Source organism: Alkalimonas amylolytica (assembly GCF_900107845.1).
Lineage (GTDB): Bacteria > Pseudomonadota > Gammaproteobacteria > Enterobacterales > Alteromonadaceae > Alkalimonas > Alkalimonas amylolytica.
This window is the reverse complement of sequence record NZ_FNRM01000008.1, coordinates 95,730-120,848: the sequence shown is the minus strand read 5'-3', so window position 1 is coordinate 120,848 and position 25,119 is coordinate 95,730. Positions and strand designations below refer to the sequence as shown.

Here is a 25,119-nt window from a genome sequence, read left to right as displayed (position 1 = left end):
ATAATGCCGGGCTTTATTAGCTAGATTAGCCCGGCAATGCTCGAATTTATTATTAAACTGCACTCTGAAATCACCATCAAAAGCAAATCGGTGCGTAAGCGCCAGACCAAACTGCTGCAACAAAACCTAAAAACCATTCTGCTGCAACTTGATGCGGATATTCGGATAGAAAGTCATTGGGATCATCTGATGGTACTGGTGCCAGTAGCCAGCCCAGAGCTGCGCATGAAGTTGATTGAGCGGTTAGCTTGTATTCCAGGCATTGCTCAGTTTGCCGAGATGCAATCGAGCAGCTTTAGCAGCCTGGATGATATTTATCAGCAGGTGTTGCCAGTTTTTGCAGATAAGCTGGCCGGTAAAAGCTTTTGCGTTCGAGTGCGGCGTGCCGGTACGCATGAGTTTAGTTCAACCGAAGCTGAGCGTTATATCGGTGGTGGTCTGAATCAGCAGGTGCCTTCAGCCCGGGTGCAACTGAAGAACCCGGATTTGACGGTGCAGTTGGAAATTCGTAAAGAGACGCTGATCATGGTGCGGGCTCAGTATGCTGGTATGGGCGGCTTTCCTTTGCCATCCCAATCAGATGCCTTGTCATTGATTTCAGGTGGCTTTGATTCTGCTGTAAGCAGCTATCTGATGATTAAGAAGGGGATGCGAAATCACTATCTGTTCTTTAACCTGGGTGGCAAAGCACATGAAACCGGGGTTCGTGAAATTGCCTACTTTTTGTGGCAGAAGTACAGCTTGTCGCACAAGGTCAAATTCATCAGCGTTGACTTTGCGCCTGTGGTGGCTGAAATTCTGGAAAAATCCGATCCGGGCCTGATGGGCGTGATTTTAAAACGGATGATGATGCGCGCTGCTGCTGAAATCGCTGAACAGTTAGGCATCCCGGCTATTGTCACTGGGGAAAGTGCTGGCCAGGTCTCCAGTCAAACGCTGGACAATCTGAATGTGATAGACCGCGTGACGCCGATGCTTATTCTGCGGCCTCTTATTGCACAAGATAAGCAGGATATTATCGATATTGCTCGCAAAATCGGGGTCGAGGATATGGCCGCCAGTATGCCTGAGTACTGTGGGGTGATTTCCAACAAACCCACCGTCAAGGCTCGACTGGCGGATGTTGAGGCCAACGAGCAACGGTTCGACTCTGAGTTGCTGGCCAACGTGGTGGCTGCAGCGAAGATCCTGGATATACGTACCATTGATTACCAGTCCAGTCAGCAAGTAAATACGGTAGAAGCAGTGCAGGCGATGCCCGCTGATGCCATCGTACTGGATATTCGCCGTCCGGATGACTGCGATCAGGCACCGCTTGAGGTAGCTGGGCATCAGGTACTGGAAATACCATTTTACAAGTTGAGCAGCCAGTTTAGTAGCCTGGCCCAGGACAAACATTATTTTCTGTATTGCGATCAGGGAGTGATGAGCAGGATGCAGGCTTTGTTGTTAAAAGATGAAGGCTATCAGAATGTTGGGGTGTATCAAAAGCCTGCGTCCTGACAAAGCTGATAAAGCTGCGCGTGTCCTGGTAACAGTAGATCAAATCGCTGCGCTTCACGCAGCACAAAGCCGGTAATAAACTCCAGCTCGGTTTGGCGCCCGGCCAGCCGATCCTGCAGCATGGAGGAGCGGTTGCTGGCGGTTTGTGTAATCACTTGCTGCAGCTGCTGCCAGGCCGCTGCTTTATCTTGCGGATAGCCTGCACGCTCTGCCAACAGGCAGAATTCATCCAGTAACTGTGTTAACTCTGAAGTAAAGTGGGGTTTGGCCAGCTCGCCATTGTGCACCTGGTGCAGTGCTGTCATAGGGTTGATCAAACAATTGAGCAGCAACTTTTGCCAGAGATAGGGCTTGATATCTGTGACCGACAGCAAGGGCCCAATTGCCAGGTTCAGCGCTTTTGCAAAGGAAGGACGCGGATCGCTTCCAGCTTGAATTGCACCCAGTACGCTGTTGCCAGCCCCGCTATGTACCAGTTGGCGGCCAGCCTGATTGCCTGGTTCGATGTAAGCGCCATGGGTGGTGGTCAGAAACCACAGGTGCTGTTTGGGCTTTAGCAGTGGCTGAATAGTCTCCAGAGTCCCCAGGCCATTGTGACTTAAAATAAGGCAGGCATCCTCTGCCAGTAAGGGCTGCAATTGCTGTATGCAGCTTAGTGCGTCGTAGGCTTTTACCGGTATAAAAGCAATTTGAATGGGTTGTGAGGCCGGCCATGGCTCGAACCGGTGATGGCGGCTACTGCCATCAAGCGCCCTGAAGTGGACTGTCAGCGAGGCAGGCTGGCGCAGCCAGAGCCGGACACTGCTGCCTTGCTGCTGAAGTTGGCAGGCGGTGAGCAGGCCAATAGCGCCTTGCCCGACCACCAGCCAGTCCTGATGAGTGCTTGAATGTGAATCTATCATGCTTGGGCCAGCTGCCAACAATGGCCGGATTGTAGCAGTATACCCAAGCGTTCTCAAAGAGCAGAGGTTCGCATTTTGGGCCTAGTTGCGTATAATCATCCGGGTATAATCACCAGATTAAATCAGCCAGGGAATTTGTATGCCTTCATTTGATATTGTGTCGGAAATTGAACAGCAGGAAGTGCTGAATGCAGTGGAAAACGCCAATCGCGAACTGGACACCCGTTACGACTTTCGTGGCGTGGAAGCCACCTTTACCCTGAGTGATCAGGTGGTGACCATGAAAGCGGAAGCCGAGTTTCAGTTGCAGCAGATGTTGGAAATATTTCGGGCCAAAGTCATCAAGCGCGGTCTGGATGCACGCTCTTTTAAAGAAAACGAGGTGGTGCACTCGGGTAAAACCTACAGCCAGTCGTTAAACATGTTGCAGGGTATTGATACGCCGACCGCAAAAAAGCTGGTGAAGCTGATCAAAGATAGTAAGCTGAAAGTACAGGCCTCCATTCAGGGCGACCAGGTGCGGGTGACCGGCAAAAAGCGGGATGACTTGCAAGAAGCCATCGCCTTTGTCAAACAAAGTGAGCTGGAGCAGCCATTTCAGTTCACCAACTTCCGCGATTAACTCCCGCTCTGTATGCAAAGACAGGCAGCCTGCTTAGTTCTGTCTTTGCCAATTTAATTTAGCCATCTGGATTTCTATTGACATTTCTTGTGTGCAGGCTACACTGAGCCCGCTTTTTTTAGGTGCTGCGTAAACATGCAGTGAAACGGGAATCTGGTGAAAAACCAGAGCTGCCCCCGCAACGGTAACAAGCCTGGTCCAAAACCACTGTCGCAGGATGGGAAGGTGAGGACATAACCTGCTTGTAAGCCCGGAGACCGGCCTGAAAAGTCCATCAACCAACCAATGTGCGGTGGGCACATTGCAGGAGTATCTATGTTTAAGTATTCGTTGGCAGCATTGGCTGTCACTTCGCTGCTGCCTGCAGCTTTTGCCGATTCGATTGAAACCATTACCATCTACAGCAGCCGTCAGCCGCTTGCGGTCGAACAAAGCCTGGCCAGTGTCACTGTGCTCGAGCGTGCGGATATTGTTGCCCGGCAGGCGCAGGATTTGCCGGCGTTGTTAAATCAGCTGCCGGGTGTCACTATTGCCCGCGATGGTGGCCGTGGCCAAAACACCGGTGTCTTTATTCGTGGCGGCAATACTGGTCATACCCTGGTGTTGGTCGATGGTGTCCGAACCGGCTCGGCCACGCTGGGACAAAGCGCCTTGTCGATGATCCCTCTGGATCTGATTGAACGCATCGAAGTGATCCGTGGCCCACGCGCCGCCTGGTATGGCTCGGATGCATTGGCAGGGGTCATTGCCATTACCACCCGTCGCCAGCAGCATACTGAGTTCAATGCCGGTGTGGGCAGCTATGGTCTGTTGGAAACGGATCTGGGCCTGCAGCATCAGCAGGGCCCTTGGCAGCTGCATGCCAATTTTGGTTACAGCCGGGCGGACGGCTTTGATGTGCAGCCAGCACTGGACCCGGACAAAGACGGTTTCTGGCAGCGTTTTGCCCGCTTGGGCGCGGCCTATCAATCGGAGCTAGGGCAGTTTCACTGGCACAGTCATATCAATACAGGGCGATACGATTTTGATACCGCCTGGGGCAGTGAAGATCGCTCGGCGGTCTTGCAGCGCAGCCATGTACTGGGCTGGCAACATCAACTGGCTGAGACCAGCCATCAGTTGCAGTTAAGCCGTAACTTAGATAGCGATACCACCTTTGGCCCGGATTCGCGCAGCCCCTTTAGCACCGCCCGTGATGAAGTGAATTACCAGCTGACCCAAAGCCTGCGGGCGGATTTGGATCTGCTGGTCGGCGCTAACTGGTACCAGGAAGAAGTGGCTAAAGCAGCGCCTGCTTACGATGAAAGTAAACGCAACAACAGAGCGCTCTTTGCCGGCATGAACTACCAACCTGCCGACTGGCTGTTTGAAGTGGCGGCCAGGCAGGATCGTTTCAGTCAGTATGGCAAGGAGCACACCTGGCAACTGGCCGCTGGCTATTATGTTACCGAACAGTGGTTGCTTCGACTGAGCCGAGGCACCGCCTTTAAGGTACCGTCTTTTAATCAACTGTACTGGCCTGGTTTTGGTAATCCGGATTTGAAGCCTGAGGAGTCGGTCTCGGACGAGGTGGCGTTTCGCTTTAATGGCGCACGCTTGCAATCCGAGCTGGTGCTGTTTGACCGCGAAGTAACCAATCTGATCCAGGGCAGCGAGCTAGCCGAGAATGTGCTGCTGGCCAAAGTACGCGGGGCTGAATACAGTCTGGGCTTTTCCTGGGCCCAATGGCAGCATCAGGTGTCCTATACCTGGCTGGATGCTCGCAATGAACAGACGGGGGAGCCATTGCAACGGCGGCCGAAACACAGTGTCAATCTGCGTAGTGGCTGGCAGGGGGAGCAGTGGCAGGCCTATGCCACATTGGATTACCAAAGTGCGACCTTCCAGGGCTTTGACTGGAACAGCATGGCCAATTTTCCGGATCTCGGTGGCTTCACCGTGCTGGGTTTGGCTGCCAATTACCAGCTAAGCCCACAGTGGCAGCTTAGGACTAAGTTGGATAACCTGACCAACAAAACCTATCAGACCAGCATAGGTTACGCCACGGCAGGCCGAAGTATTGGCTTGCGTCTGAGTTATCAGGGGCTCTGATAGCCATAGCACTGGCTGTAGTTTCGGTCAGTGTTTTTTTAGTAATGCGGTAAACTCTGAGCGGAACTTAGCCATCTTCGGTGCCACAATAAACTGACAATAGCCCTGATTTGGGTTTTGCAAAAAGTAGCCCTGATGGTAGCCTTCGGCCGGATAAAACGCATTGGCCGGGCTTAGCTCGGTCACCACAGGTGCGGCAAAGACCTGTTGCTGGTTAAGCTCTGCCATGAGCTGACTGGCTTCTTGTTGCTGTTGCTTGTTATGAAAGAAAATCACCGAGCGGTACTGAGTGCCCACGTCGTTGCCCTGACGATTGAGCTGCGTTGGATCGTGCAGGCAGAAAAAAATCTGGCACAGCTGCTGAAAACTAATCACCTCCGCGTCAAAGCGGACCTGAACTACTTCGGCATGGCCGGTCTGGCCGGTGCAAATTTGCTGGTAGGTGGGATTTTGCGTATGGCCGCCCATATAGCCACTGATGGCGGCTTCAACCCCTTTCAGCTGATTCATGGCGGCTTCCAGGCACCAAAAACAGCCGGCGCCGAATGTAGCGGTTTGGGTAGTCATACTCACTCCTTTTGCAATGCTAAGCTGATCGTAGCGCTTCTAGTATACGTACACCAGCTCAATTGGATGAATGGAAATGTCTATGCGTGTTGCAATTGTAGGTGCCGGCGTTGCCGGCTTGAGCTGTGGCCAGGCTCTGCTATCAGCAGGTGCCGAGGTGCACTGGTTTGATAAAGGCAGGGCCACAGCTGGTCGCGCCTCGGCCAAACGAGCTTTTGGTGGCCATGTCGATTTAGGTGCTCAGTATTTTACGGCACGTCACGTAGCGTTTCGAGAGCAGGTTGAACGTTGGCAACAACAGCAACTGGTCGCTCCCTGGCCAGCCAAGCTCTATAGTTTTGCCGAAGGGCACTTGCAGCCATCCGCTGATGATATCAAGCGCTATGTTGGCTTGCCGGCCATGCACAGTCCCTGGCGCTCTGGGCTCCCGGAGCAGGCAATCACACTTAGTTGCCGCATCCAGGCTATGTCGTACCAGCAAGGCTGGCAGTTGCAGGCTGAGGATGGTCGTAGCTTCAGTGGCTTTGATGCCCTGGTACTGGCACTGCCGCCAGCGCAGGCCAGCGAGCTTCTGACACAGGATGAAGATTTGCGCCAGCAAGTGCCCGTTAGTATGCTGCAGCCGTGTCATGCTATAGCCCTGGCGTTATCAGAGCCCATCGCACATCCGGCAACGGCTGTTTTTGTCAAAGACCGGCCAGTCAGCTGGGTGGCCTGCAACAGCGATAAGCCTGGGCGACAGTCCGACAGCCAGCACTGGGTGCTGCATTTCAATCCTGAATTCAGTCAGCAGCAGCTAGCGGCAAGGGCAGATGAGCTGAGCTTGTTGGCGCAGGCTGAGTTATCCTTGCTGTTTCAACAAGATGTCCTGGTAACGCAAAGCCTGCATCAGCGTTGGCTCTATGCCATTGTCGATGCAGAGCAGGGGGCTCCTGGTGTGTTGATTAGCCGTCGTTTCCCCTGTGTGGTCGCCGGGGATTGGTGTTTGGGAGGGCGGGTTGAAAATGCCTGGCTGGCCGGTCAACAGGCCGCTAAGGCGGTGTTTCATGTCTGATGCGTTGATTGTTGGTGGCAGCGGCGCTATTGGCTCGGCGCTCATTCAGCACTATGGTGCTTTAGGGTATGGGGTGACGGCCCTTAGTCGCAAGGCTGCGCCACCCTGGGCGCAAGGGCAGGGCTGGCTGCACTGGCAGTCGGTGGATGAGCAGGATAGTGCTAGCCTCAATGCTGTGTTAGCACAAATCCTGGCCAAAACTCCTGATGTGGTTTTCCTGTGCCAGGGCTGGTTGCACCAGGATGCGATGGTGCCAGAAAAAGCCATCAGCCAGTTGTCTGACGAGCACTTTCAGCAGTCGCTTGCTGTGAACTTGCTGTCACCTGCCAGATATCTGCAGGCGTTGATGCCGTATTTGTTTCGCCAGCCTGAAGTGAAAGTGCTGGTGCTTAGCGCCAAAGTGGGCAGTATCACAGACAATCAGCTCGGTGGTTGGTACAGTTACCGGGCCAGTAAAGCGGCGTTGAATATGCTGGTTAAAACGGCCAGCATTGAGTTAAAGCGGCGCAATAAAACGGCGACTATAGTCACAGTCCACCCAGGCACCACCGCATCGGAGTTATCGGCGCCCTTTCAGGCCAGAGTGCCAGCGGCACAATTGCAAAGTCCGGATAGTACGGCCAAGCGCTTGGCTCAGGTTGCTGCACGTTTGCAGCCTGAGCAAACGGGTTTGCTGCTGAACTGGGATGGCCAGCCATTACCTTTCTGATTTGGTTGGGCTTAGATGCTGTTTGCGGACAATCTGCGTGAACCTAGGCTGATCGTTCTTGTTGGCACTCGTAGGAGCCCATTTCAAACTCACGGCAAATCCAGGGGCGCTGTTCGTAAATGGTGCAGCGCATGCTGGCTCTATCCAATGCTGCACACCAGCCATCCGACAGACGCGCCATGGTCTCACCTCCCCATTGATCCACCGCTATGTACTGTTTGGGCACCCCAGTATCGGTGATAAGCAGCACTTCCAGCCGGCAGCAACAGGCCTGACACTGCTCGCATGAAATCTCTGATGTGGCTAGGTTGGTGATAGGAATGCTGGTGATGAGTCTGACTCGCTCAATGGAATGAATGCAGCTATCATACGTGAAAACGGGCCGCATTACCGGCCCGTTGTTGGTTATTCCGCTTAACGTTTTTCTGGTCCGGCCTCAGCCTCCAGGGCTGCCAGCTCTCTGGCCAGTCGTTTTGGTGAGCCGGTATTGCGAGCCAGTGCAATGTACATCACCGGAACCACATAGAGCGTCAGTAGTGTTGCCAACGCTACCCCAGAGAAGATGACGGTACCAATCACCATCCGGCTTTCAGAACCTGGCCCTGAAGCCAGAATCAGTGGCAGGCTACTCATGGCGGTGGTAAAAGCGGTCATCGTGATGGGGCGCAGACGCTGCACCGCAGCACGCCGCACAGACTCTTCAAACGCCACACCCGCGTCTCTTAACTGGTTGGCGAACTCCACAATTAAAATGCCGTTTTTCGCTACCAGGCCAATCAACATCACCAGACCTATCTGGCTATAGATGTTAAGGGTCATACCAGAGAAGTAGAGGCCCGCTAAAGCACCGACCAAACCGAGTGGCACCGTGATCATGATTACCAGCGGGTGAATGAAGCTTTCAAACTGTGCCGCCAGCACCAGGTAGGTGATAAGCAAAGCCAGCAAGAAGACCAGTAAGGTGGCATCACCACTTTCCTGGTATAGCTGAGACTCCCCTTTGTAATCGATGCTGACATAGTCGTCAATCTCGGTGCGCACAATGTTTTCCAGGTAGGCGAGTGCTTCACCCAGGCTGTAACCAGGCGCCATGTTGCCACTAATGGTAATGGCGCGCATCCGGTTGTAGCGATTTAAACTGGATGCTGTTGCCTCTTCGCGCAAGGTCACCAGGTTGTCCAGTGGGATCAACTGATTGGATGTACTGGAGCGAATGTACACATTACTGATGGTCGATGGCGAGCGGAAATCATCATCCCAACCTTCCAGCAGCACATCGTATTCACGGCCTCTATCCAGGAAAGTGGTCACCCGGCGTCCGCCCAGCATGGCTTCCAGCGAGCGACCGATAGCCCCGATGGAGACGCCGAGATCAGCCGCCCGCTCCACATCGATATCTACCAGCACCTGCGGAACGGTTTCGCGGTAATCGTGATCCAGCATCAGCAAGTTCGGGTTTTCTGCTGCTTTTTCCAGCACGATATCACGCCAGCGCGCCAAATCTTCATAGGTATTGCCTTGTAGCACAAACTGGATAGGTCGGCCACCACCACCACCGCCGCCAAGGCCACTGCGCATAAAGGTGAAGGCGCGGATATCCGGCAGCTCATTCAGCTTCATCCGTACTTCGTTCATTAACTCTTCGGTGCGGCGATGGTCATTGTGCCAGTTTTCTGAACCAACAATGGCAATACCGCCATTATTGCCCCAGCCAGGCACCCGGATCAGCAAACGGTTGAATTCACCCCGCTCGTAGTAAGGGAGCAAAATGTCTTCTACCAGGCTCATGTTGCGGCTGTTGCTGCTGTAACTGGCACCTTCGGCACCATTCATGCTGACAAAAAAGGTACCTCTGTCTTCAGAAGGAGCCAACTCGGATGGCAGCAAGCGCAACAGCATGAAACTGGAGATCATACAAATTACCACCAGAGCGATTACCGGCCAGCGGCTTTGGGTAACCACCTTGAGCTGGTTGGTATAACCGGATTCCAGCTTCTGAAAGCCAATATGCAGCCAGCTGCCGAGCTTGCTTTCACGCTTACGGTGGCTAAGGATTTTACTGCACAGCATGGGAGACAGTGTCAGAGCTACAATGCTCGAAAATGCCACCGCAGCCGCGACAGCTAGGGCAAATTCGGTAAATAAGCGTCCAATTTGACCTTCCATAAAGACCAGAGGCACAAAGACTGAAATCAGCACCAGTGTAGTAGCAATAACAGCAAAACCAACCTCACGGGCGCCGCGATAGGCGGCTAATAATGGTGGCTCACCTTGCTCAATCCGGCGGTAAATATTTTCCAGCACCACGATGGAGTCATCCACCACTAAGCCTATGGCCAGCACCATCGCAAGCAAGGTCAACAGGTTGATGGAAAAGCCCAGTACATAAAGTACCGTCACTGCGGAGATCAGTGCCACCGGCACCGTGATGGCAGGAATAAAGGTTGCGCGAACATTGCCAAGGAAGAGATAAATCACCAGCACCACCATGCTCATGGCGATGGCCAGGGTGCGGTACACTTCTTTGATCGACTCGGAAATAAACAACGAGGAATCATAACCTGGCTCAATGGTGGTGCCAGGTGGTAGGTTTTGCTTGATCCGCTCCATCTCGGCGCGGGCATTGCGGACCACTTCCAGGGTGTTGGCGGTGGATTGTTTCACAATACCTATACCAAGCACATTGCGGCCATCACTGCGGAACTCACTCTCTTCATCTTCAGACGACAGCACCACATGAGCTACTTCGCCAAGTCGAACCAGATAGTTGTTGGCACCGCGTTTAATCACCAGATTCCTAAAATCCTGCTGAGTTAAAAAAGTCCGGGCCACCCGCACGGTAAAGTCGCGGTCAATGGATTTAATGTTACCAGCCGGCAATTCGACGTTCTCACTGCGCAACACATTCTCAATATCCTGAATGGTCACCTGGCGCGATGCCATGGCCTCCTGATCCAGCCAAATACGCATGGCATAGCGTCTGGAGCCACCAAGGCGTAAATTAGCTACACCGTCCACCACCGAGAATCGCTCCACAATGTGGCGATCGGCATAGTCGGTCAGCTCAAGTGAGGTCATGTTGGTACTGTTCAGCACAAACCAGACTACTACATCATCATCGTCACTGGCTTTGAAGACCTCAGGTGGAAAGGCCTGATCCGGCAGATTGTTCAGCGCTCTGGATACCCGCTCACGTACATCATTGGAGGCGGCATCAATGTCCCGGCTGATGTTGAACTCAATGGTAATATTCGAGCGACCATTGCGGCTGGTAGAGTTGATGCTTTTGATGCCTTCCACGCCACTGATTCGGTCTTCCAGTAATTGAGTAATGCGTGACTCAACAATTTCTGCCGAGGCGCCCGGGTAAACGGTACTAATACTAACCACAGGCCGGTCGATGCTCGGATACTCACGCAGTGGCAACATGGTAAAGCAGACGATGCCAAAGGTAAGCAGCAGCAAGTTGACGACGGTAGCAAAGACCGGGCGCTTCACCGATAAGTCTGATAACAGCATAGGTTACTCCACCCGACTAATAGTGACGCCAGTACGTACTTTCTGTACGCCCTCGATGATGATTTCGTCGCCTTCAGACAAACCATCGACAATTTCAACCCAGCCCGGAATACGTTCACCAATCTGCACCTGAATTTGGGTGACCTTGTTGTCGGTACCTACTTTGTTGACATATTGCCGGTTTTGCAGTGGTACCAGGGCATTCTCCGGCACCATCAGCACATCCTGATTGGTCAGTGTCACCCGTACATTCAACAGCATGCCCGGACGTAAGCGTAAGTCCTGGTTATCTACCACGCCATGCACCCGGACTGAGCGGGTCACTGGGTCAATACGGGGGTCAATGGCTTTTATCTCACCTTTAAAGTCCACATTGCGGTAAGCGACATTGCCAATGGTTACCGGCATACCAACCGACAGCTCAGCAATAAAACGTTCCGGTACATTGAACTCGACCCGAAGTACTGAAATGTCGTCCAGGGTGGTAATGACACTACCGCTGTTGATGTAAGCCCCCTGACTGACCGAGCGCAAACCCAGCACACCATCAAAAGGTGCGCGGATGGTCATTTGCCGCAACCGTGACTCAGCGCTTTCCAGTTGCGCCAGAGTGGTATTGACGCGGGTTTGTTGCTCATCCAGCATGGACTGAGCTGTGGCCTGGGTAGCAGCCAGATTTTTTAAACGCTCCAACTGGCGCTGTTGTTCGGTTAATTGTGCTTGCAGCTCTGCAACCCGGGCGCGTTGTTCAACGTCATTTAAACGGGCGATCACATCGCCGCGTTGCACACTTTGACCTTCTATGACGTTCAGGTAAGTCAGGTACTCGCTGCTGGATGCGATCAGTTGCACCGAATTATTGGCAAGCCCGGTTCCCAAAGCATTCACTTGTCTGGCTAATGGTTGTATTGCCGCTTCAGTGGTTTTAACAGCAACTGCACGGGCCGGTGGGCGCTGTCCGTTAGGTTCTTGCTGTGTCTGATAAAACAAGTACCCCGCAAACAACAGCAATGCTGCCAGCAAGAAAAGGACGATAGCGGAATGTTTTTTGACCACAATAACTCCAGAGCTAAGATAAATACGAGTGCATGGCTATTGTATGTAAATTAGTGCCAGTTGGATTTCGTATTGTCGCAGTGCATGCGGTATTGGTCGTATAAAATCCATTCTGGGGCTCGCGACAGCGAAATAGCATGCCCAAAGCAAATACAGTATAGTTGTCATCAGGTGAAAGTAAGGAAAAACCATGATGTCGGAACAGGCTGGTGCAACAGTCACTGTCAAAGCTTACAAAGCCAGCGGTAATGAAGGTGGTGCTAAAACCATGCTGATCAGCGGAGCCGCCTTTGTGCTGCTGGTGCTTTACTCCTGGCTTTTTGTTGAACAGGCCAATCCAATGCTGGCTATTGGCTTTATTGCCGCTTCGCTTGGGATCTATACCGGTTGGGCAAAATTGGCGGAGCCACTGCATGGTATTATGTGTGATGAAACCGGGGTACGTTACCATCATAAAAGAGGCAGCTGGTTATTGCCCTGGCAGGCATTTTCTCACTGCAGCCCACAGCCTGATTTGGCGCACGAAGTCAATTACATCGCGTTTAAAGTGACTGATATGCATGCTTTTTTGCAACACTTGCCACTGCGTCTGGCCATTAAGTTGATGATGGAGCAACGTGCGCTTTGGTTTGCGGTATTGAAAGAAAAGTGTCCGCAGGGGCAGTGCGCCACCGAATGGCTGGCAGAAAAAGACAGGTTTTCCACTCCGCAAAAGCAGTACGATGGTGTGCGGGCGATGTTTGCCAATCGGATGCAGAAACTCGGGCAGTTTTCTGGTTTCGAATTGTTTATACCCGTGAACTGCATTGATGTTCCTGCGGAGCAGTTTTGCAAAGAGGTAAATCTGATGCGACTGCAGCAGTTGAACGCCGAGTCTTAAGCTAGACAGTTGAGTGTGGCTGTATCATAATGAAACTAAATTAGTACTGAGAAGTCAGGTGGCTATGCATGAATAATTACGAAAAAGCATTCTTGGTAAGTGGTCGAAATACCATTATTCATAAGTTAAAAAAAGTGGATTTGGTGATTGTCAATGATGATGAGGATCCGCCTTTGATCGTGACCCGTCATGGCGTCAAACCTTTTACGGAAGCTGTCCCTGCCAACCGGGCCGAAGCCAAAGAGCGCTATCTGGAGCTTGTGGATATTTCCAGCACCGAAGTGTTTGGTGAATGTAAGACCTTATTGTTTGTTCAGGCACTAAATAACAAAGAGTACAAAATCGACTATAGCAAAGCCAATACCAACCTGTTTATTCGGGTGCATCAGGATAATTACATCTGATTTCCGCTTTTGCCCTGGCTTTAACAGGTACAGGGCTTGCCTTTCCACTGATTTTTTGTTTCATTAGCAGTATTATGTCTTGCATGGTGCCATAGTCCTGTGAGTGAGCCCGTTATTAGTTTTAAAGAAAAAGAACTGCAGGTACATGCGGTGGTCTCTGTTACTGCATCATCCCTAACGAAAGAGTTGTTGCAACAGCAGTTACAACAGGCTGGTTTTGGTCGTTGTAAGTTGGTACCAGAGCAGATTAAAAACCTGTTGGCACATTACGAACAAGAACAACAAAAAGTTAAAGAGAAACTGCAAGCTGCTGCCAGTAAAGAGCTCACTTATCTAGTGGCTGAAAAAATTCCGGCAGAACTTAGCTTTAGCATTGCCGAAGATAAGATGTCGGCAAGCGCGCACATTACTGCGGCTTTTGGTGGGGATCCTATTTCAGCGAATGCATTGGTAAAAGAAGCACAAAAAGAAGGCATTGTGTTTGGCTTTATCAAAAATAACATTATTCATCTGGTAAGTCAGGCCAGTAAAGCAGAACCTGGCGCCAAGTTAAAGCATACAATTGCTCAAGGGCGGACAGTGACCCAAGGGGAGAATTCTCGATTTGAGCCGTTGATTCCTGCGATGGAGAGTCGTCGTAACCGGCCTGTCATTAACCCGGATGATAAAAAAGCTGATTTGCGTGATTTTGGCGTAATCCCGTCGATTGCTCCGGGCGAGCCTCTTATGCGCCGCCATCCGCCTACGAGCGGTAAAGAAGGTATGACCGTTACTGGTGAGCCGATGCCAGCCATGCCTGGGCTAACTGTAGAGTGGAACTTGGGGGAGGGGGTTGGCTTATCGGCCGAGGATCCTGATCTGCTAAAAGCCACGCGTGATGGCTTGCCTCGTGTAATTGAATCCGGTGCCACTGTGGATGAAGTCTTTAGTGTGAAGGAGGTAGATAACAGCACAGGCCACATTATCTTTAAAGGCTCTGTGGTGGTAAATGGTGATGTTCGTGAAGGCATGAAAGTCATCGCGGGTGGTAATATTTTTGTCAAAGGCATCATGGAAGGAACCTTACTTGAAGCGGGTGGCGATGTTACCATTCAGGGTGCTGTGATTGGGCATCAAATCTCCAATCCAGATGCAGAGAGTGACTACAGCACAGTGGTGAAGGCTAAAGGCGATGTGCAATGCAATATGGCGCAATATGCGCGTTTTAGCTGTGGTGGTAATTTGTATGTGAATAAGCAGCTGGTTCATAGTGCGGTTGAAGCACATACAGTATTTGCAGGTCCTGAGGAAAAACCAACCGGTAAAATTATCGGTGGTAGTTTTTATCTGGATCAGGGAATTTATGCCGGCAGTTTGGGGGCTTTGTCCATCAGCTCCATCCTTATTCGCCTGAATCGTTTGGTTGATCCTATCGTGGAAAAGCAAGAGGTGTTGCGTGCCAGTGTGACTGGCCTTAAAACAGATATGGCCGCAGTCAAGGAGAAAATTGATCAGTTTAAGAAACTGGAGGGGAGTCCTGCTATCGAGGCAAGATTGAAAGAGCTGGCAACTGAGTTTGAAGAATATCGCCGTACAGCCACAGAGCTCATTGCCGATATCCGCCAGTTGGAAGAGCAACGTAAAGAGTTATTAAGTAAGGCCGAGGTGGTTGCCCGTAACGAGCTTTTCTCTGCTGTCGAAGTGCAGTTTGATAAAGAAGTGGTTCGTAGCCGGCGAGAGTATGGGCCATCACGAGTTCATATCGTAGGGGGTAAGCCAGAAATTGAGCCGCTGTAATTCCTTTCTTTCGCATTGAGCCGATTGGCCTGAAGCTTGCTATATTTTTGTCAGAAGAACGGCTGCACGTCATGGTCGCCCAAGTCGTTAATACCGGAATGACAGAAATATCATGAAAAACATTCGTTGGATACTGCTGATAAGTGTGCTGTTGCTGACTGCCTGTGGGGGTAAGGGGTCGGAAGCTGAAAGCTTGGCCAGTGTGAATGCTGGTCCGGATCAAACTCTACACGCAGGTGCAGTATTAACACTGGCCGCCCGCGGTGATCCTTCTGGCGGTGAGTTCAGCTGGCATCAGCTGAGCGGCCCCGCACTCATTGGCTTTCCTCATGCGGGTGCGGAGGTCTCCTTGGTGTTGCCAGAACAGATCACTCAAGCCCTCTTTATCTTTGAAGTCCGTTACCGTTTAATGGATGGCCGTTTGCTAACGGACCGACTGCAAGTGCAGGTTCTACCTAGGGTGTCACAGCCGGTTGCCTTAATCCAAAGCTCTCTGACTACCGGGCAACTGGCGACTACCGGTGAGCCGGTGCTGCTTGATGGCAGTTCCTCCTTCGATCCGGAAGGGCAAAGCCTTTCCTTTTCCTGGCAACAACTTGCAGGTGATATCTACTGGTTGGATGGTATGAATTTGTCTCAGCAGCAGTTGCAGCTAAAAGCGCCGTTGCTGGCGACTGATAGCCGCTTCCTGTTCGAACTCACCGTGCAAAATGCTGCTGGCTTGAGTGATCAGGCTGACATTGAGGTGTGGGTACAAGGCAATACGGCGGGAATCTATGCCGATCCGGGTCCGGATCAAACGGTGATGGAGTTTAAGCGTCATTGGTTGGATGGTAGTCATTCTGCTTCTCTGCGTGGTGGTGTTCATTGTAGCTGGAGCCAAGTTGCAGGGAATAGCGCCTCCTTAACCGATGTCATGGCCTGTAAGACAGATTTCATCGTACCGGATAGCCGGTTGCAGCCTGAGTTGCGTTTCCAGTTACAGGTACAAGATGGCAGTGGTGCCAGTGCCTCGGCCGAGTTACGGTTAACTGTGCATCCATCGGCACTGCACTATCAAGTGGATACCGGACAAAGTCGTTGCTACGATCAACTGGCAGTCATTCCCTGTGACGATCAGGCCTATCCTCGGCAGGATGCAGACTTTGGTCGCGATTCAGTTGCTCCTTTTCTGAACAAAATAGGTGTCGGCCGGGCTGGCTTTGATTTTAGCAAGCTGGATGCCTTTGGTGATGAGTTACCGCGTGATGCGACCGATTTCGTCTGTCTGCGTGATAACGTCACCGGCTTAATCTGGGAGCTTAAAGAGCCTGTGGCCGCAAGCCTGTCAACGGCATCGCTGCGCTCAGCCAGCAATTATTACAGTTGGACCAGTACGGCCGATGGCAACGGTGGTAATGCCGGGCAAGCGGCTCCTGCTCAGAGTGGTTGTCCCAGCAATAGCGATTGTGGCACTGCAACCTATGTGGCCGCTGTGAATGCCAGTTTGTACTGTGGAGGAGCTAATTGGCGCTTACCGACGGTCACAGAGCTAAATAGTCTGGTGGATTTCGGCCAGACAGAAGTTTTGGACCCAGCGCTTTTCCGGCATGAGCCGGCTGCAACGGTTTTATCACATCGTTATTACTGGACCCGTCAAAGCAGTGCCGAGGGTGGTGGTGCTCATGCCGCCTGGGTGATTAGCATGGATGATGGCAACGATAACTCATTACCCAAACGTGCTGACAGCCGTGCTTATGTGCGCCTGGTACGTAGTCCTTAAGGAGTGTCTATGCGCTATTTCGTGTTGTTAAGCGCGCTGCTCAGTGTTGGCTTTGTCCAAGCGAGCCAGGTGTGTTTTCCTGAAATTTCAGCCTCTACCCAAAGTGATGATTTTATTGCCTTGCCTGGCGGGCAGGTACATCAACAAAGTAAGGGACTGATCTGGCAGCGTTGTTTGTATGGACAGAGCTGGAATCATGCTGAACAGCGTTGTGATGGTGCCGCTATCCGGTTGACGTGGCAGGAAGCTCTGCAACAAAGCACTACCCTGTCTGTACCTGCCGCAGTTTGGCGTGTGCCGGATGTGAAAGAAGCCATGAGTATTGTTGAGCGTCAGTGTGTCGATCCAGCGATTCGGCTGAGCGTTTTTCCCAATACCAACAGTGAAAATATCTGGACCAGTACCACGGTGCAGGCCATGCCAGTTGAAGCTTGGGCCATCGCAATGTACAGTGGTAAAAACAACCGCAAAGGCAAAGAGCAGCAACTCTACGTTCGCTTTGTCCGACTTTCCGATGAGTAGATACCTGGCTGCGTTTGATTGTGCTGAGTAAATGGCTGGAATAAGCTACCATCTAAGTTAGGTCGGTGTAAGCAGGATTAAGTCGTGATGCGTCTGGTAATTTTCAGCCTGTTGATCTGTGTTTGGTCGGTTCAGGCTCGTGATTGCAATATGGGGTTTGGTTATGGTTTGCTGATTTCCCCTGAGCAAATTCGTATCATGAGTAATGACCGAACGCTGATGCAAATCAATCATGATGCCCAGTTGTTTATTCAGGGTGAGTGGCAGGATTTGAGTGAGGCAGATACCGCTCTGGTCACAGAATACAGCCAGGGTCTGCGCAAGTTTGTACCTGAAATTGTTGGTATTGCAGTAGATGGGGTCGAGTTAGGCTTATCTTCGATGGAGCGCATGCTATCTGGTGTAGGTAGTCGTTCGCAGCAGGCCGAGTGGAATGATCTGATCCGTGAAACCACCTTTCAGCTGATGTCACGTTTTGTCCGAAGTGGCGATCACTTTTATCTGGCACCACAAAGCTTGAACGAGCTGGAGCACTTTTTAAATGGTGAACTAAAGCCGCAACTCAATAATCTGGCCCGTCATTCCTTTGGTGCTGTTTGGGAGGCGCTACGCGATACCTTACAGCATACCGATGCCAACTTTGAACAAACCGATCCACAACAGTGGGATGCGGTGGGCCACCTGGTTGACCGCATCAACTCAGGGCTGGATGAAAAAGCCAGTTTGCTGGAGGAGAAAACAGCTCTGTTTTGCCAGCGCTTGAAAGAGTTGAATGAAATCGAGTCGCAACTGCAGCAGCGTCTGCCGCAATTGCTGGCCTATGATCTGGTGGTGCAAAAGAACTAGGCCCGTTGCCGGGCCTGAGTGTTTTTTTAGTTGGTACTTTGCACCAGGCGAAAGCCATTATTGCGATGACGAATAGTGGCGTCATGGCTGGTACGGTAGGTTGCGGTTAACTCTGCTGGGCTTGATAGCCAGGTTCCACCCCGCTGCACGCGCCGAACGCAATTCCCTGATAGAGCCGGTGCTACCGAGTTTGCGGCTTGCTGATAGTTTGGATTCCAGCAATCCATGGTCCATTCCCACACATTACCATGCATGTCGAACAAGCCAAACTGGTTGGGCGGAAATGACATTACTGCTGTGGTCCCATCGAGCTGAGTACCGCACTCACCACCACTACGCCGTCCAAATCGAGCTTGCTCGCACGTGATATTTTGACCAAATTGATAGGGATTCTGGCTGCCTGCCTTAGCGGCATATTCCCATTCTACTTCTGATGGTAAGCGGAATTGTTGACGTGCAGCCTGGTTCAGCCATGGTATAAACTCCATGGTGATTTCATTGAAGCTCACATTGATCACAGGTCGATTACCACGCCCCCAACCTTCATCCCGAGGCCGATGTTTGCAACCGCCCTGTTCAACACAAGCATCCCACATCGCAAAGGTAACTGGATGCGCCATCATCTCAAAACCAGGCACTTCAATGGTTCTGACTGGCAGCTCAGCTTCCGGGCAGTTTGCCTGCGTACAGCCCATGGTGAAGCTGCCTGTCGGGATGGCAACCAACTGGTACATAGCACGGGTGGCTTCCAGCCGCTGTGACTCCATCTGGGCCAGGCGTTCCATGCTGTGATGCTCTGTCAGTAATTGTCGATCCGAAGCTGATGGCTTGCTGATGACGTAGGTTACGCCCATCAACAAAAGAGCACCGATGGCAGCTGCGCCAAGCCGCCATTGCCGTGAAAAACTGCCTGCCTCCACTTCCGGTTCAGGTGGTGTTGCAGCATGCGTCGGGCTTGGTTCTGGCATGCTTGCCGTTTTCGTTGAGCGGATAGTTGTTTGCTTTTTTGATACAGCTTCTGCTTTAAGTGCTTTGGCTGGTGCTGGGGCCTTTAGAGCTGCCTCAACGACGGCTGGCGTTTGGGTCGTATCATCCAGCCTTGCTAAAACTTCAGCAACACTTTGCGGCCGGTCCTTTTGTCGCAGGCGCACGCAGGACTCCACCAGATTATAGAGACCCTGGCTATAGCCTTTGCTTTGCTCCCGTAGTGGGGGCAATGGATCAGCTTCATGGTCCAGCGTTGCATTGAGCCGGTCCTGGGCATAGGGCAGCTCCATGCCAGTCATCAGGCGATACAATGTCATGCCTAGCCCGTAAAAGTCACTGGCCGCCGTTACCTGCGTTTTCTTAGACAGTAGCTCGGGTGCCAGGTATGGCGATACGGACTCAAGAGCCAGGATGGTGGCCAAGGTGTTGCTGCTGCCAATCAATTGAGACTGGCAAAAATGGCTTAACACAGGAACGAGTGGCTCGCGTACCAGGATATTTTCTGGTTGAATTCCAAGGTGCACGATACCTTTGCTATGCAGGTGTTGTAAGCCATCCAACAATGGCAAGAGCAGGGCACGGATGTCATCCTCCGGGAAGCTCTGAGATGGATCCTGTTCAAGTTTCTCTAGCAGGGTTGGGCTGTCGATGCGTTCGTGAACACTGAGCACTGTGCCCCCATGTTGCAGACAAGCCAGAGTCCGGTTTAATGCAGGATGATTGCAGTCTGTAAGTTGTTGAATTACCTGAGAAAATCGTTCAATGCTCTCCTGCAAGGCTTCTGTTTTACTGACATCGCTGACACTGATTTCACTGAAACTGCTGCGGCGGCTTGCAAGTGCGCTGGGGAAAAACTCATGCAGTGTCACCAAACGGTTGCTGGCTGAACTCAAAGCCCGATAGGTAATGCTGATATCATTGTATTGCAGCGCTTTGACGATGCTGTAATCCTGAACTGGGGATCCCGTGCTTAAAGGTACTCGATTTTCTGTTATTTTCATTATGATCTTGACCCTGATGTAATTTTTTTGTCCCTTTTTAAGAAATTAACGATTACATTCCATGCCTTAGGCTTCATTTATGTTATAAACGGAATTGAGGCTCAGGCCAAGCGATTATTGATAAAAAAAGGCGGGTTTTCACCCGCCTTTACAGAATGGTTTATGCCGTTATTGCTTTTTATCAGCAATATAAGCATCAATGAGTTTTTCCAGCACATCCAGCGGTACAGCGCCATTGCGTAGCACGACATCGTGGAACTCGCGGATATCAAAATCCTCACCGAGCTGTGTCATCGCTTTTTCACGCAACTCCAGCAAACGGATCATGCCGATTTTGTAGGCGGTGGCTTGTGCCGGCATGACGATGTAACGCTCTATGGCTTTTTGCGCATCGCCAGCCGGATTTGGAGTATTTTCAACCAGATAGGCAATGGCTTTTTCACGGCTCCAGCCTTTGTGGTGAATGCCTGTATCGACCACCAGCCGGGCAGAGCGCCACAGCTCCATCGCTAACCGGCCAAAGTCGGAGTAGGGATCCTGATACAGACCGATTTCTTTAGGCAGCAATTCGGTGTAAAGTCCCCAGCCTTCGGTGTAGGCTGTATAACCACCAAAGCGGCGAAAACGCGGGATCCCTTCCAGCTCTTGCTGAATGGCCAGTTGCATATGATGACCGGGCAGACCTTCATGGTAGGCCAGAGCTTCCAGTTGATAGATCGGCATATCGCTCATCCGGTACAAATTGGCGTAGTAAATGCCTGGCCGGCTACCATCCATCGATGGCCGTTGGTAAAAAGCTTTTCCAGCTGATTGTTCACGAAATGGCTCTACCGCTCTTACTTCCATCTCGGCTTTGGGTTGGGTTAGGAATAACTCATCCAGGCGGGTCCGCATATGGTCGATGACGTCGGTGGCCTGTTGCAGGTATGCCTGGCGTCCTTCATCGGTATCCGGGAAGTAAAATTGTGGATCAGTGCGCATAAACTCAAAAAACTCAGTCAGCGAGCCACTGAATTCTACCTGCTGCATGATATGGCGCATCTCCTGGTGAATACGTGCAACATCATCCAGGCCAATTTGATGGATTTGTTCGGCAGTTAGATGGGTGGTGGTCATGCGGTTTAAAGCATGTTGATAAAAAGCCTGGCCATCAGGCAGTCGCCAGACGCCATCTTCATCCCCGGCGCGTTGTTCCAGCTGCTTTAAATAAGTCATCAGTTGCTGGTAAGCCGGTTTTACACTGGTGATCAAGGCCAGCTCGGCCTCATTCAGCAGCAGTTGTTGTTCGTCTGCTGATAAAGGCAAAGCCGCCACTTTGCGCTGAAAGTCGGCCCAGATCAGGTTATCGTCACCATCATCAAAAGGGGCACCACTGATCACATTCCGACTGTCATTCAGCACATAAGGAAAAACAAAGCGAGGGATGATGATGCCTTTTTCGGCGCGCTTCTCCAGCTGTTCAATCAATTGTGCAAACAGCGTGGGCACAGCGTTCAGCCGGCTGATGTAGGCTTTGGCATCGTGTTCATTGTCTATCCGGTGCTGGTTCAACAAGGTGACGGGCACCGTGGTATGGACGCCTCGCATCTGATTGACCGGATAGCTGTATAAGTGCCAGCGGTCATTATCCAGCTGTTGTTGCAGTCGTTGCGTCATCAACTGATAGCTGAGTAAACTTTGTGCGTCGAGTGCCGAGCTATCGATGCTGCTCAGCAGTGCCTGATGCTGGCGTGTCAGTTCCAAGTCGGCCAGACGGCGCTGTTCCGAGAGATCCTGCCAGCGATCATTGTTGGTTTTCAGGCCCAGTTGAGTTTGACGCAGCGGGTTGGTCGCCAGCTCCTCGTCAAAAATTTGCTCAAAGATAGCATTGGCACGTTGTGATTCAGTCAGTTGACTACTTTGCTGACTGCTGCTCGTTGCGCTGGCCGCGTTGCTGCTTTGATTGGCCGGTTCACAGCCAGTCAGCACGCTCAGACTGATGGCGAGGGCTAAACTAGTCAGGCGAAATGGGGTTGTCATCATGGTTCCTCAAATAAATAGGCTCAGCAAGTCGTTCAAGTAGCGGGCACCTTTGGCGGTGACTTGCCAGTGTTGTTCATCCTGCTTTATCAATGCCAGCTTAGAGGCTTGTTGCAAGGCTGCCGAGACACTTTCGACCGGTAGGCCGGTGCGTGCGGTAAGGTCGTTGACGGGGCAGGGTTCCAGTAATCGAAACCGGTTCATAAAAAACTCGAATGGCAATTCATCTGCAGTTACCAGCCGCTGCTCATCCAGGTAAGGACGACTTAAATCCATATAGCCTTTAGGGTGTTTGACTTTGGTTGTGCGTAGCACCGCCTGCTTGTCTGCTAGGGTGACTTTGCCATGGGCCCCACAGCCAATGCCCAGATAATCACCAAAGCGCCAATAATTCAGGTTGTGCTGACATGCATGGCCAGCTTTGGCATAGGCCGAGGTTTCATACTGCTGGTAACCGTTTGCCAGCAACAATTGATGGCCTTGCTCCTGGATCTCCCACAGCAGTTCATCCTCAGGCAAAATCGGTGGCCTTGAGGCAAAGGCGGTGTTGGGCTCAATGGTCAGTTGGTACCAGGACAAGTGAGGCGGGTTTAAAGCAATGGCTTGTTGCAAATCGGCCAGGGCATCGGTAAGCGTTTGGCCAGGCAAGCCATGCATCAGATCCAGGTTAAAACTGCGAAGGGGTAACTCAGCTGCCAGCCTGGCAGCCCGGCTGGCTTCTTCGCTGTTGTGAATGCGACCTAAAGCGGTCAGCTGCTGTTGCTGGAAACTTTGCACACCGATAGAGAAACGGGTGACACCAGCAGCAACATAACCGGCAAAGCGTTCGGCTTCAAAAGTACCTGGGTTGGCTTCCATGGAAATTTCACAGGCATTAGCAAGTTGCACGCTGCTGCGTACTCCAGCCAGCAATCGTGCAATACCGGCGGCTGAAAACACACTGGGGGTGCCGCCGCCAATAAAAATACTGTGGATCTCACGTCCCTGCACCCATGCTAAATCCAGATTTAAATCATCCAGCAAATGGCTGATGTACTCCTGCTCCGGAACCCCCTGTTTGACGGCATGGGAGTTAAAGTCGCAGTAAGGACATTTTTGGATGCACCAGGGAATATGGATGTACAGCGATAAGGGGGGCAGTTGCAGGCTCAAGAGAACAGGTACCCCTGTTGTTGCAGCTGGCCTAGCAGCTGGCGCAGCGCCTGACCGCGATGACTTAGTTGTTGTTTTTGCTCTTTACGAAGCTCTGCAGCAGTGCAATTGAGCTCTGGCAGAAAAAACACCGGATCGTAACCAAAGCCACCCTGGCCTTGCGGCTGATGGTGGATGATGCCCTGCCAGCTACCATGACTGATGATAGGCGTCGGATCTTCGGCATGGCGCATAAACACTAGCACACAATGAAACTGCGCCTGCCGCTGTTGCGTCGGTACCTGATTGAGTGCGTGCAGTAGTTTGTTCACATTATCAGCATCGCTGGCCCCTTCGCCGGCAAAGCGGGCCGAATAAATCCCAGGCGCGCCTTTCAGAGCATCGACAGCCAGGCCAGAATCGTCGGCAATAGCGGGCAAACCTGTATGAAGCGCGGCATGACGTGCTTTGATCATGGCATTTTCAACAAAGCTAAGGCCAGTCTCATCAGCGTCGGTCAGTTTAAATTCACTTTGTGGGCTTACGGTGCAGGCAAAAGGAGCCAGTATGGCAGCCAGCTCTTTCACTTTGCCTTGATTGCCAGTGGCTAAAACAAGTTGTTTCATGGGGTCTCAATCAATGTAGTAAGTGTGTTCAAAACGCAAACGCTGCTGCTCATTGCCTTGCTGCAGCTGGATATCAAAGCGCCATAACTCTTCATTACGAATGGTCAGCGGAGCAAAGTAATAGATCGCAGCGCCATCCCGTACCTGCTGAAAACGCAGGGTACGTTGTTGTCCAAGCAAGTTACGGGCTGTGCCGGTGACATTCACTTGCTGAGCACTCTGATCCTCGCTGCTTAGTACCGATAGATTCACAATGCCGGTAAAACGGCTTCGTTCGATGCCGTAACTGCGGGCCACTTCCGGGGTTAAAAAAGTGGCATTAAATGCCAGATAATGCACATCCCAGGGCCCCAGGGTTTGTTTTTGTTCTGCCTGAACCGACCAGGCCAGCAGACTCAAAAGACAGGCAAGCCAGAATTTCATCGCACACCTCATTAAATAAGTTAACAGTGCTGTGGACACAGTAGGGTGTTCACAGTGGTTCGAGCCCATCGTAAAACGGTAATCTGTGCCGCTTTACGATGGCAATGAATAGAGTAAGTATAGTCAATCCGGCAGCAGGAGCACGGCAGCCGGTGGCCTAGAAGCCCCGCAACAGATCGCCCAGCAGAATTTGCACAAATTGCAGCGCAATCAGCGCCACTAGCACCGACAAATCCAGCCCTCCCATGGGCGGGATCACCCGGCGGATCGGACGCAGCAAAGGCTCTGTCAGCTGGTGCATGACCTGTTCAATCGGATTACGCCCCTGACTGAACCAGCTTAGAATGGCTCGGATCACCAAAATCCAAAACATCAGGCTAAGGCTTTCTTTCAGCAGAATCAGCACGCCGGCAACCAGGGCATGGCCTGGGGCTATGCCGCCTAACAGCAGTTGTTGCAACAGCAACATCTTAATGACAGCTACCAGCCAGGCCAGCACCAGGGTGGCGGTATCCAGCGGTCCAAGGCTGGGGATCACTTTGCGTAAAGGCAAAACCAAGGGATTGGTTGCTTTCACAATAAACTGACTGAAAGGATTGTAAAAATCCGCCCGGGCCAACTGCAACCAAAGTCTGAGCACCACCACCATCAGGTAGAGGTTAAAGCCGGTATTGATTAAAAACAACAGCGCGTTATTCATAGCGTCCCCAAAAGTTTTT

General features: G+C 51.8%; 22 protein-coding genes and 1 riboswitch. Of the genes, 11 read left to right on the top strand and 11 right to left on the bottom strand.

All coding sequences use genetic code 11. The features are described from left to right. Positions 1-36: 36 nt before the first annotated feature. Positions 37-1,503: a tRNA uracil 4-sulfurtransferase ThiI gene (gene thiI, locus BLW37_RS15065; protein ID WP_091344378.1), complete on the top strand. Its 1,467-nt coding sequence runs from the start codon at positions 37-39 to the stop codon at positions 1,501-1,503. Here thiI and BLW37_RS15060 read toward each other — a convergent pair. Continuing rightward, positions 1,485-2,405 (bottom strand): ketopantoate reductase family protein, encoded by a 921-nt coding sequence (locus tag BLW37_RS15060; RefSeq protein WP_091344373.1) that lies wholly within the window; start codon positions 2,403-2,405, stop codon positions 1,485-1,487. The two genes, thiI and BLW37_RS15060, sit on opposite strands and share 19 nt — an antisense overlap. A 139-nt stretch (positions 2,406-2,544) precedes the next feature. On the opposite strand from BLW37_RS15060, the gene BLW37_RS15055 reads away from it, so the two are divergent. Together BLW37_RS15055 and BLW37_RS15050 are read left to right on the top strand one after the other, a co-directional pair. Continuing rightward, complete coding sequence (locus BLW37_RS15055) at positions 2,545-3,027, top strand: YajQ family cyclic di-GMP-binding protein (protein ID WP_091344370.1); 483 nt, start codon at positions 2,545-2,547, stop codon at positions 3,025-3,027. A gap of 103 nt (positions 3,028-3,130) precedes the next feature. After that, positions 3,131-3,307, top strand: a riboswitch (cobalamin riboswitch). Positions 3,308-3,342: 35 nt separating this feature from the next. Beyond that, entirely contained in the window at positions 3,343-5,118 is a 1,776-nt protein-coding gene (locus BLW37_RS15050; protein ID WP_091344367.1) for a TonB-dependent receptor domain-containing protein, read from the top strand. Positions 5,119-5,145: 27 nt separating this feature from the next. Here BLW37_RS15050 and msrA read toward each other — a convergent pair whose 3' ends face one another. Continuing rightward, positions 5,146-5,685: a peptide-methionine (S)-S-oxide reductase MsrA gene (gene msrA / locus BLW37_RS15045; RefSeq protein ID WP_091344364.1), complete on the bottom strand. Its 540-nt coding sequence runs from the start codon at positions 5,683-5,685 to the stop codon at positions 5,146-5,148. Positions 5,686-5,767: 82 nt separating this feature from the next. On the opposite strand from msrA, the gene BLW37_RS15040 reads away from it, so the two are divergent. Continuing rightward, positions 5,768-6,739, top strand: coding sequence for an NAD(P)/FAD-dependent oxidoreductase (locus BLW37_RS15040; protein WP_171907642.1), 972 nt, complete (start codon positions 5,768-5,770; stop codon positions 6,737-6,739). Continuing rightward, a complete protein-coding gene (locus BLW37_RS15035; protein WP_091344359.1) occupies positions 6,732-7,448 on the top strand; it encodes an SDR family NAD(P)-dependent oxidoreductase in 717 nt (238 codons plus the stop codon). The genes BLW37_RS15040 and BLW37_RS15035 overlap by 8 nt, the downstream gene beginning before the upstream one ends. A gap of 43 nt (positions 7,449-7,491) precedes the next feature. Here BLW37_RS15035 and BLW37_RS15030 read toward each other — a convergent pair whose 3' ends face one another. Genes BLW37_RS15030 through BLW37_RS15020 form a run of 3 tightly spaced genes read right to left on the bottom strand, consistent with a single transcriptional unit; the run spans position 7,492 to position 12,023 of the window. Beyond that, positions 7,492-7,836 (bottom strand): YkgJ family cysteine cluster protein, encoded by a 345-nt coding sequence (locus BLW37_RS15030; RefSeq protein ID WP_091344357.1) that lies wholly within the window; start codon positions 7,834-7,836, stop codon positions 7,492-7,494. Positions 7,837-7,862: 26 nt separating this feature from the next. Then, positions 7,863-10,967, bottom strand: coding sequence for an efflux RND transporter permease subunit (locus BLW37_RS15025; protein WP_091344352.1), 3,105 nt, complete (start codon positions 10,965-10,967; stop codon positions 7,863-7,865). 3 nt (positions 10,968-10,970) lie between these two features. Next, positions 10,971-12,023, bottom strand: a complete 1,053-nt coding sequence (locus tag BLW37_RS15020) for an efflux RND transporter periplasmic adaptor subunit (protein ID WP_091344349.1) — start codon at positions 12,021-12,023, stop codon at positions 10,971-10,973. Between the two features lie 190 nt (positions 12,024-12,213). Here BLW37_RS15020 and BLW37_RS15015 point away from each other — a divergent pair, with 190 nt between their 5' ends. The 6 genes from BLW37_RS15015 (at position 12,214) to BLW37_RS14990 (ending at position 18,213) form a co-directional block, all read left to right on the top strand. Continuing rightward, the gene (locus tag BLW37_RS15015; protein ID WP_091344344.1) at positions 12,214-12,903 is read left to right on the top strand and encodes a DUF2982 domain-containing protein; all 690 of its coding nucleotides are present in this window, start codon (positions 12,214-12,216) and stop codon (positions 12,901-12,903) included. 68 nt (positions 12,904-12,971) lie between these two features. After that, a complete protein-coding gene (locus tag BLW37_RS15010; protein ID WP_091344341.1) occupies positions 12,972-13,307 on the top strand; it encodes a hypothetical protein in 336 nt (111 codons plus the stop codon). Positions 13,308-13,406: 99 nt separating this feature from the next. Continuing rightward, positions 13,407-15,083: a flagellar assembly protein A gene (locus tag BLW37_RS15005; protein WP_245785752.1), complete on the top strand. Its 1,677-nt coding sequence runs from the start codon at positions 13,407-13,409 to the stop codon at positions 15,081-15,083. 112 nt (positions 15,084-15,195) lie between these two features. Then, on the top strand, positions 15,196-16,845 hold the full coding sequence (locus BLW37_RS15000; RefSeq protein ID WP_091344339.1) for an Lcl C-terminal domain-containing protein: 1,650 nt from the start codon (positions 15,196-15,198) through the stop codon (positions 16,843-16,845). 9 nt (positions 16,846-16,854) lie between these two features. Then, complete coding sequence (locus BLW37_RS14995) at positions 16,855-17,367, top strand: Lcl C-terminal domain-containing protein (protein WP_091344336.1); 513 nt, start codon at positions 16,855-16,857, stop codon at positions 17,365-17,367. Between the two features lie 87 nt (positions 17,368-17,454). Next, a complete protein-coding gene (locus tag BLW37_RS14990; protein WP_091344335.1) occupies positions 17,455-18,213 on the top strand; it encodes a DUF2884 family protein in 759 nt (252 codons plus the stop codon). A 26-nt stretch (positions 18,214-18,239) separates the two neighbouring features. Here BLW37_RS14990 and BLW37_RS14985 read toward each other — a convergent pair whose 3' ends face one another. The 6 genes from BLW37_RS14985 to BLW37_RS14960 form a co-directional block, all read right to left on the bottom strand. Continuing rightward, the gene (locus BLW37_RS14985) at positions 18,240-20,201 is read right to left on the bottom strand and encodes an SUMF1/EgtB/PvdO family nonheme iron enzyme (RefSeq protein WP_091344332.1); all 1,962 of its coding nucleotides are present in this window, start codon (positions 20,199-20,201) and stop codon (positions 18,240-18,242) included. A 168-nt stretch (positions 20,202-20,369) separates the two neighbouring features. After that, positions 20,370-22,223 (bottom strand): DUF885 domain-containing protein, encoded by a 1,854-nt coding sequence (locus tag BLW37_RS14980; RefSeq protein WP_091344329.1) that lies wholly within the window; start codon positions 22,221-22,223, stop codon positions 20,370-20,372. A gap of 6 nt (positions 22,224-22,229) precedes the next feature. Then, the gene (gene hemW, locus BLW37_RS14975) at positions 22,230-23,366 is read right to left on the bottom strand and encodes a radical SAM family heme chaperone HemW (RefSeq protein ID WP_171907647.1); all 1,137 of its coding nucleotides are present in this window, start codon (positions 23,364-23,366) and stop codon (positions 22,230-22,232) included. 2 nt (positions 23,367-23,368) lie between these two features. Continuing rightward, the gene (locus tag BLW37_RS14970) at positions 23,369-23,977 is read right to left on the bottom strand and encodes an XTP/dITP diphosphatase (RefSeq protein WP_091344322.1); all 609 of its coding nucleotides are present in this window, start codon (positions 23,975-23,977) and stop codon (positions 23,369-23,371) included. 6 nt (positions 23,978-23,983) lie between these two features. After that, complete coding sequence (locus BLW37_RS14965) at positions 23,984-24,400, bottom strand: DUF4426 domain-containing protein (RefSeq protein WP_091344319.1); 417 nt, start codon at positions 24,398-24,400, stop codon at positions 23,984-23,986. 157 nt (positions 24,401-24,557) lie between these two features. Continuing rightward, positions 24,558-25,100 (bottom strand): YggT family protein, encoded by a 543-nt coding sequence (locus BLW37_RS14960; RefSeq protein ID WP_091344317.1) that lies wholly within the window; start codon positions 25,098-25,100, stop codon positions 24,558-24,560. Positions 25,101-25,119: the final 19 nt, after the last annotated feature.

Coding starts and splice junctions, on each gene's coding strand:
- BLW37_RS14985 (WP_091344332.1), bottom strand. CDS start 20,201: ATGAAAATAACAGAAAATCGAGTACCTTTAAGCACGGGATCCCCAGTT.
- BLW37_RS15000 (WP_091344339.1), top strand. CDS start 15,196: ATGAAAAACATTCGTTGGATACTGCTGATAAGTGTGCTGTTGCTGACT.
- BLW37_RS15060 (WP_091344373.1), bottom strand. CDS start 2,405: ATGATAGATTCACATTCAAGCACTCATCAGGACTGGCTGGTGGTCGGG.
- msrA (WP_091344364.1), bottom strand. CDS start 5,685: ATGACTACCCAAACCGCTACATTCGGCGCCGGCTGTTTTTGGTGCCTG.
- BLW37_RS15035 (WP_091344359.1), top strand. CDS start 6,732: ATGTCTGATGCGTTGATTGTTGGTGGCAGCGGCGCTATTGGCTCGGCG.
- BLW37_RS14990 (WP_091344335.1), top strand. CDS start 17,455: ATGCGTCTGGTAATTTTCAGCCTGTTGATCTGTGTTTGGTCGGTTCAG.
- BLW37_RS15010 (WP_091344341.1), top strand. CDS start 12,972: ATGAATAATTACGAAAAAGCATTCTTGGTAAGTGGTCGAAATACCATT.
- BLW37_RS14970 (WP_091344322.1), bottom strand. CDS start 23,977: ATGAAACAACTTGTTTTAGCCACTGGCAATCAAGGCAAAGTGAAAGAG.
- thiI (WP_091344378.1), top strand. CDS start 37: ATGCTCGAATTTATTATTAAACTGCACTCTGAAATCACCATCAAAAGC.
- BLW37_RS15040 (WP_171907642.1), top strand. CDS start 5,768: ATGCGTGTTGCAATTGTAGGTGCCGGCGTTGCCGGCTTGAGCTGTGGC.
- BLW37_RS15030 (WP_091344357.1), bottom strand. CDS start 7,836: ATGCGGCCCGTTTTCACGTATGATAGCTGCATTCATTCCATTGAGCGA.
- BLW37_RS15050 (WP_091344367.1), top strand. CDS start 3,343: ATGTTTAAGTATTCGTTGGCAGCATTGGCTGTCACTTCGCTGCTGCCT.
- BLW37_RS14960 (WP_091344317.1), bottom strand. CDS start 25,100: ATGAATAACGCGCTGTTGTTTTTAATCAATACCGGCTTTAACCTCTAC.
- BLW37_RS14965 (WP_091344319.1), bottom strand. CDS start 24,400: ATGAAATTCTGGCTTGCCTGTCTTTTGAGTCTGCTGGCCTGGTCGGTT.
- BLW37_RS15025 (WP_091344352.1), bottom strand. CDS start 10,967: ATGCTGTTATCAGACTTATCGGTGAAGCGCCCGGTCTTTGCTACCGTC.
- BLW37_RS14995 (WP_091344336.1), top strand. CDS start 16,855: ATGCGCTATTTCGTGTTGTTAAGCGCGCTGCTCAGTGTTGGCTTTGTC.
- BLW37_RS15055 (WP_091344370.1), top strand. CDS start 2,545: ATGCCTTCATTTGATATTGTGTCGGAAATTGAACAGCAGGAAGTGCTG.
- BLW37_RS15015 (WP_091344344.1), top strand. CDS start 12,214: ATGATGTCGGAACAGGCTGGTGCAACAGTCACTGTCAAAGCTTACAAA.
- BLW37_RS14980 (WP_091344329.1), bottom strand. CDS start 22,223: ATGATGACAACCCCATTTCGCCTGACTAGTTTAGCCCTCGCCATCAGT.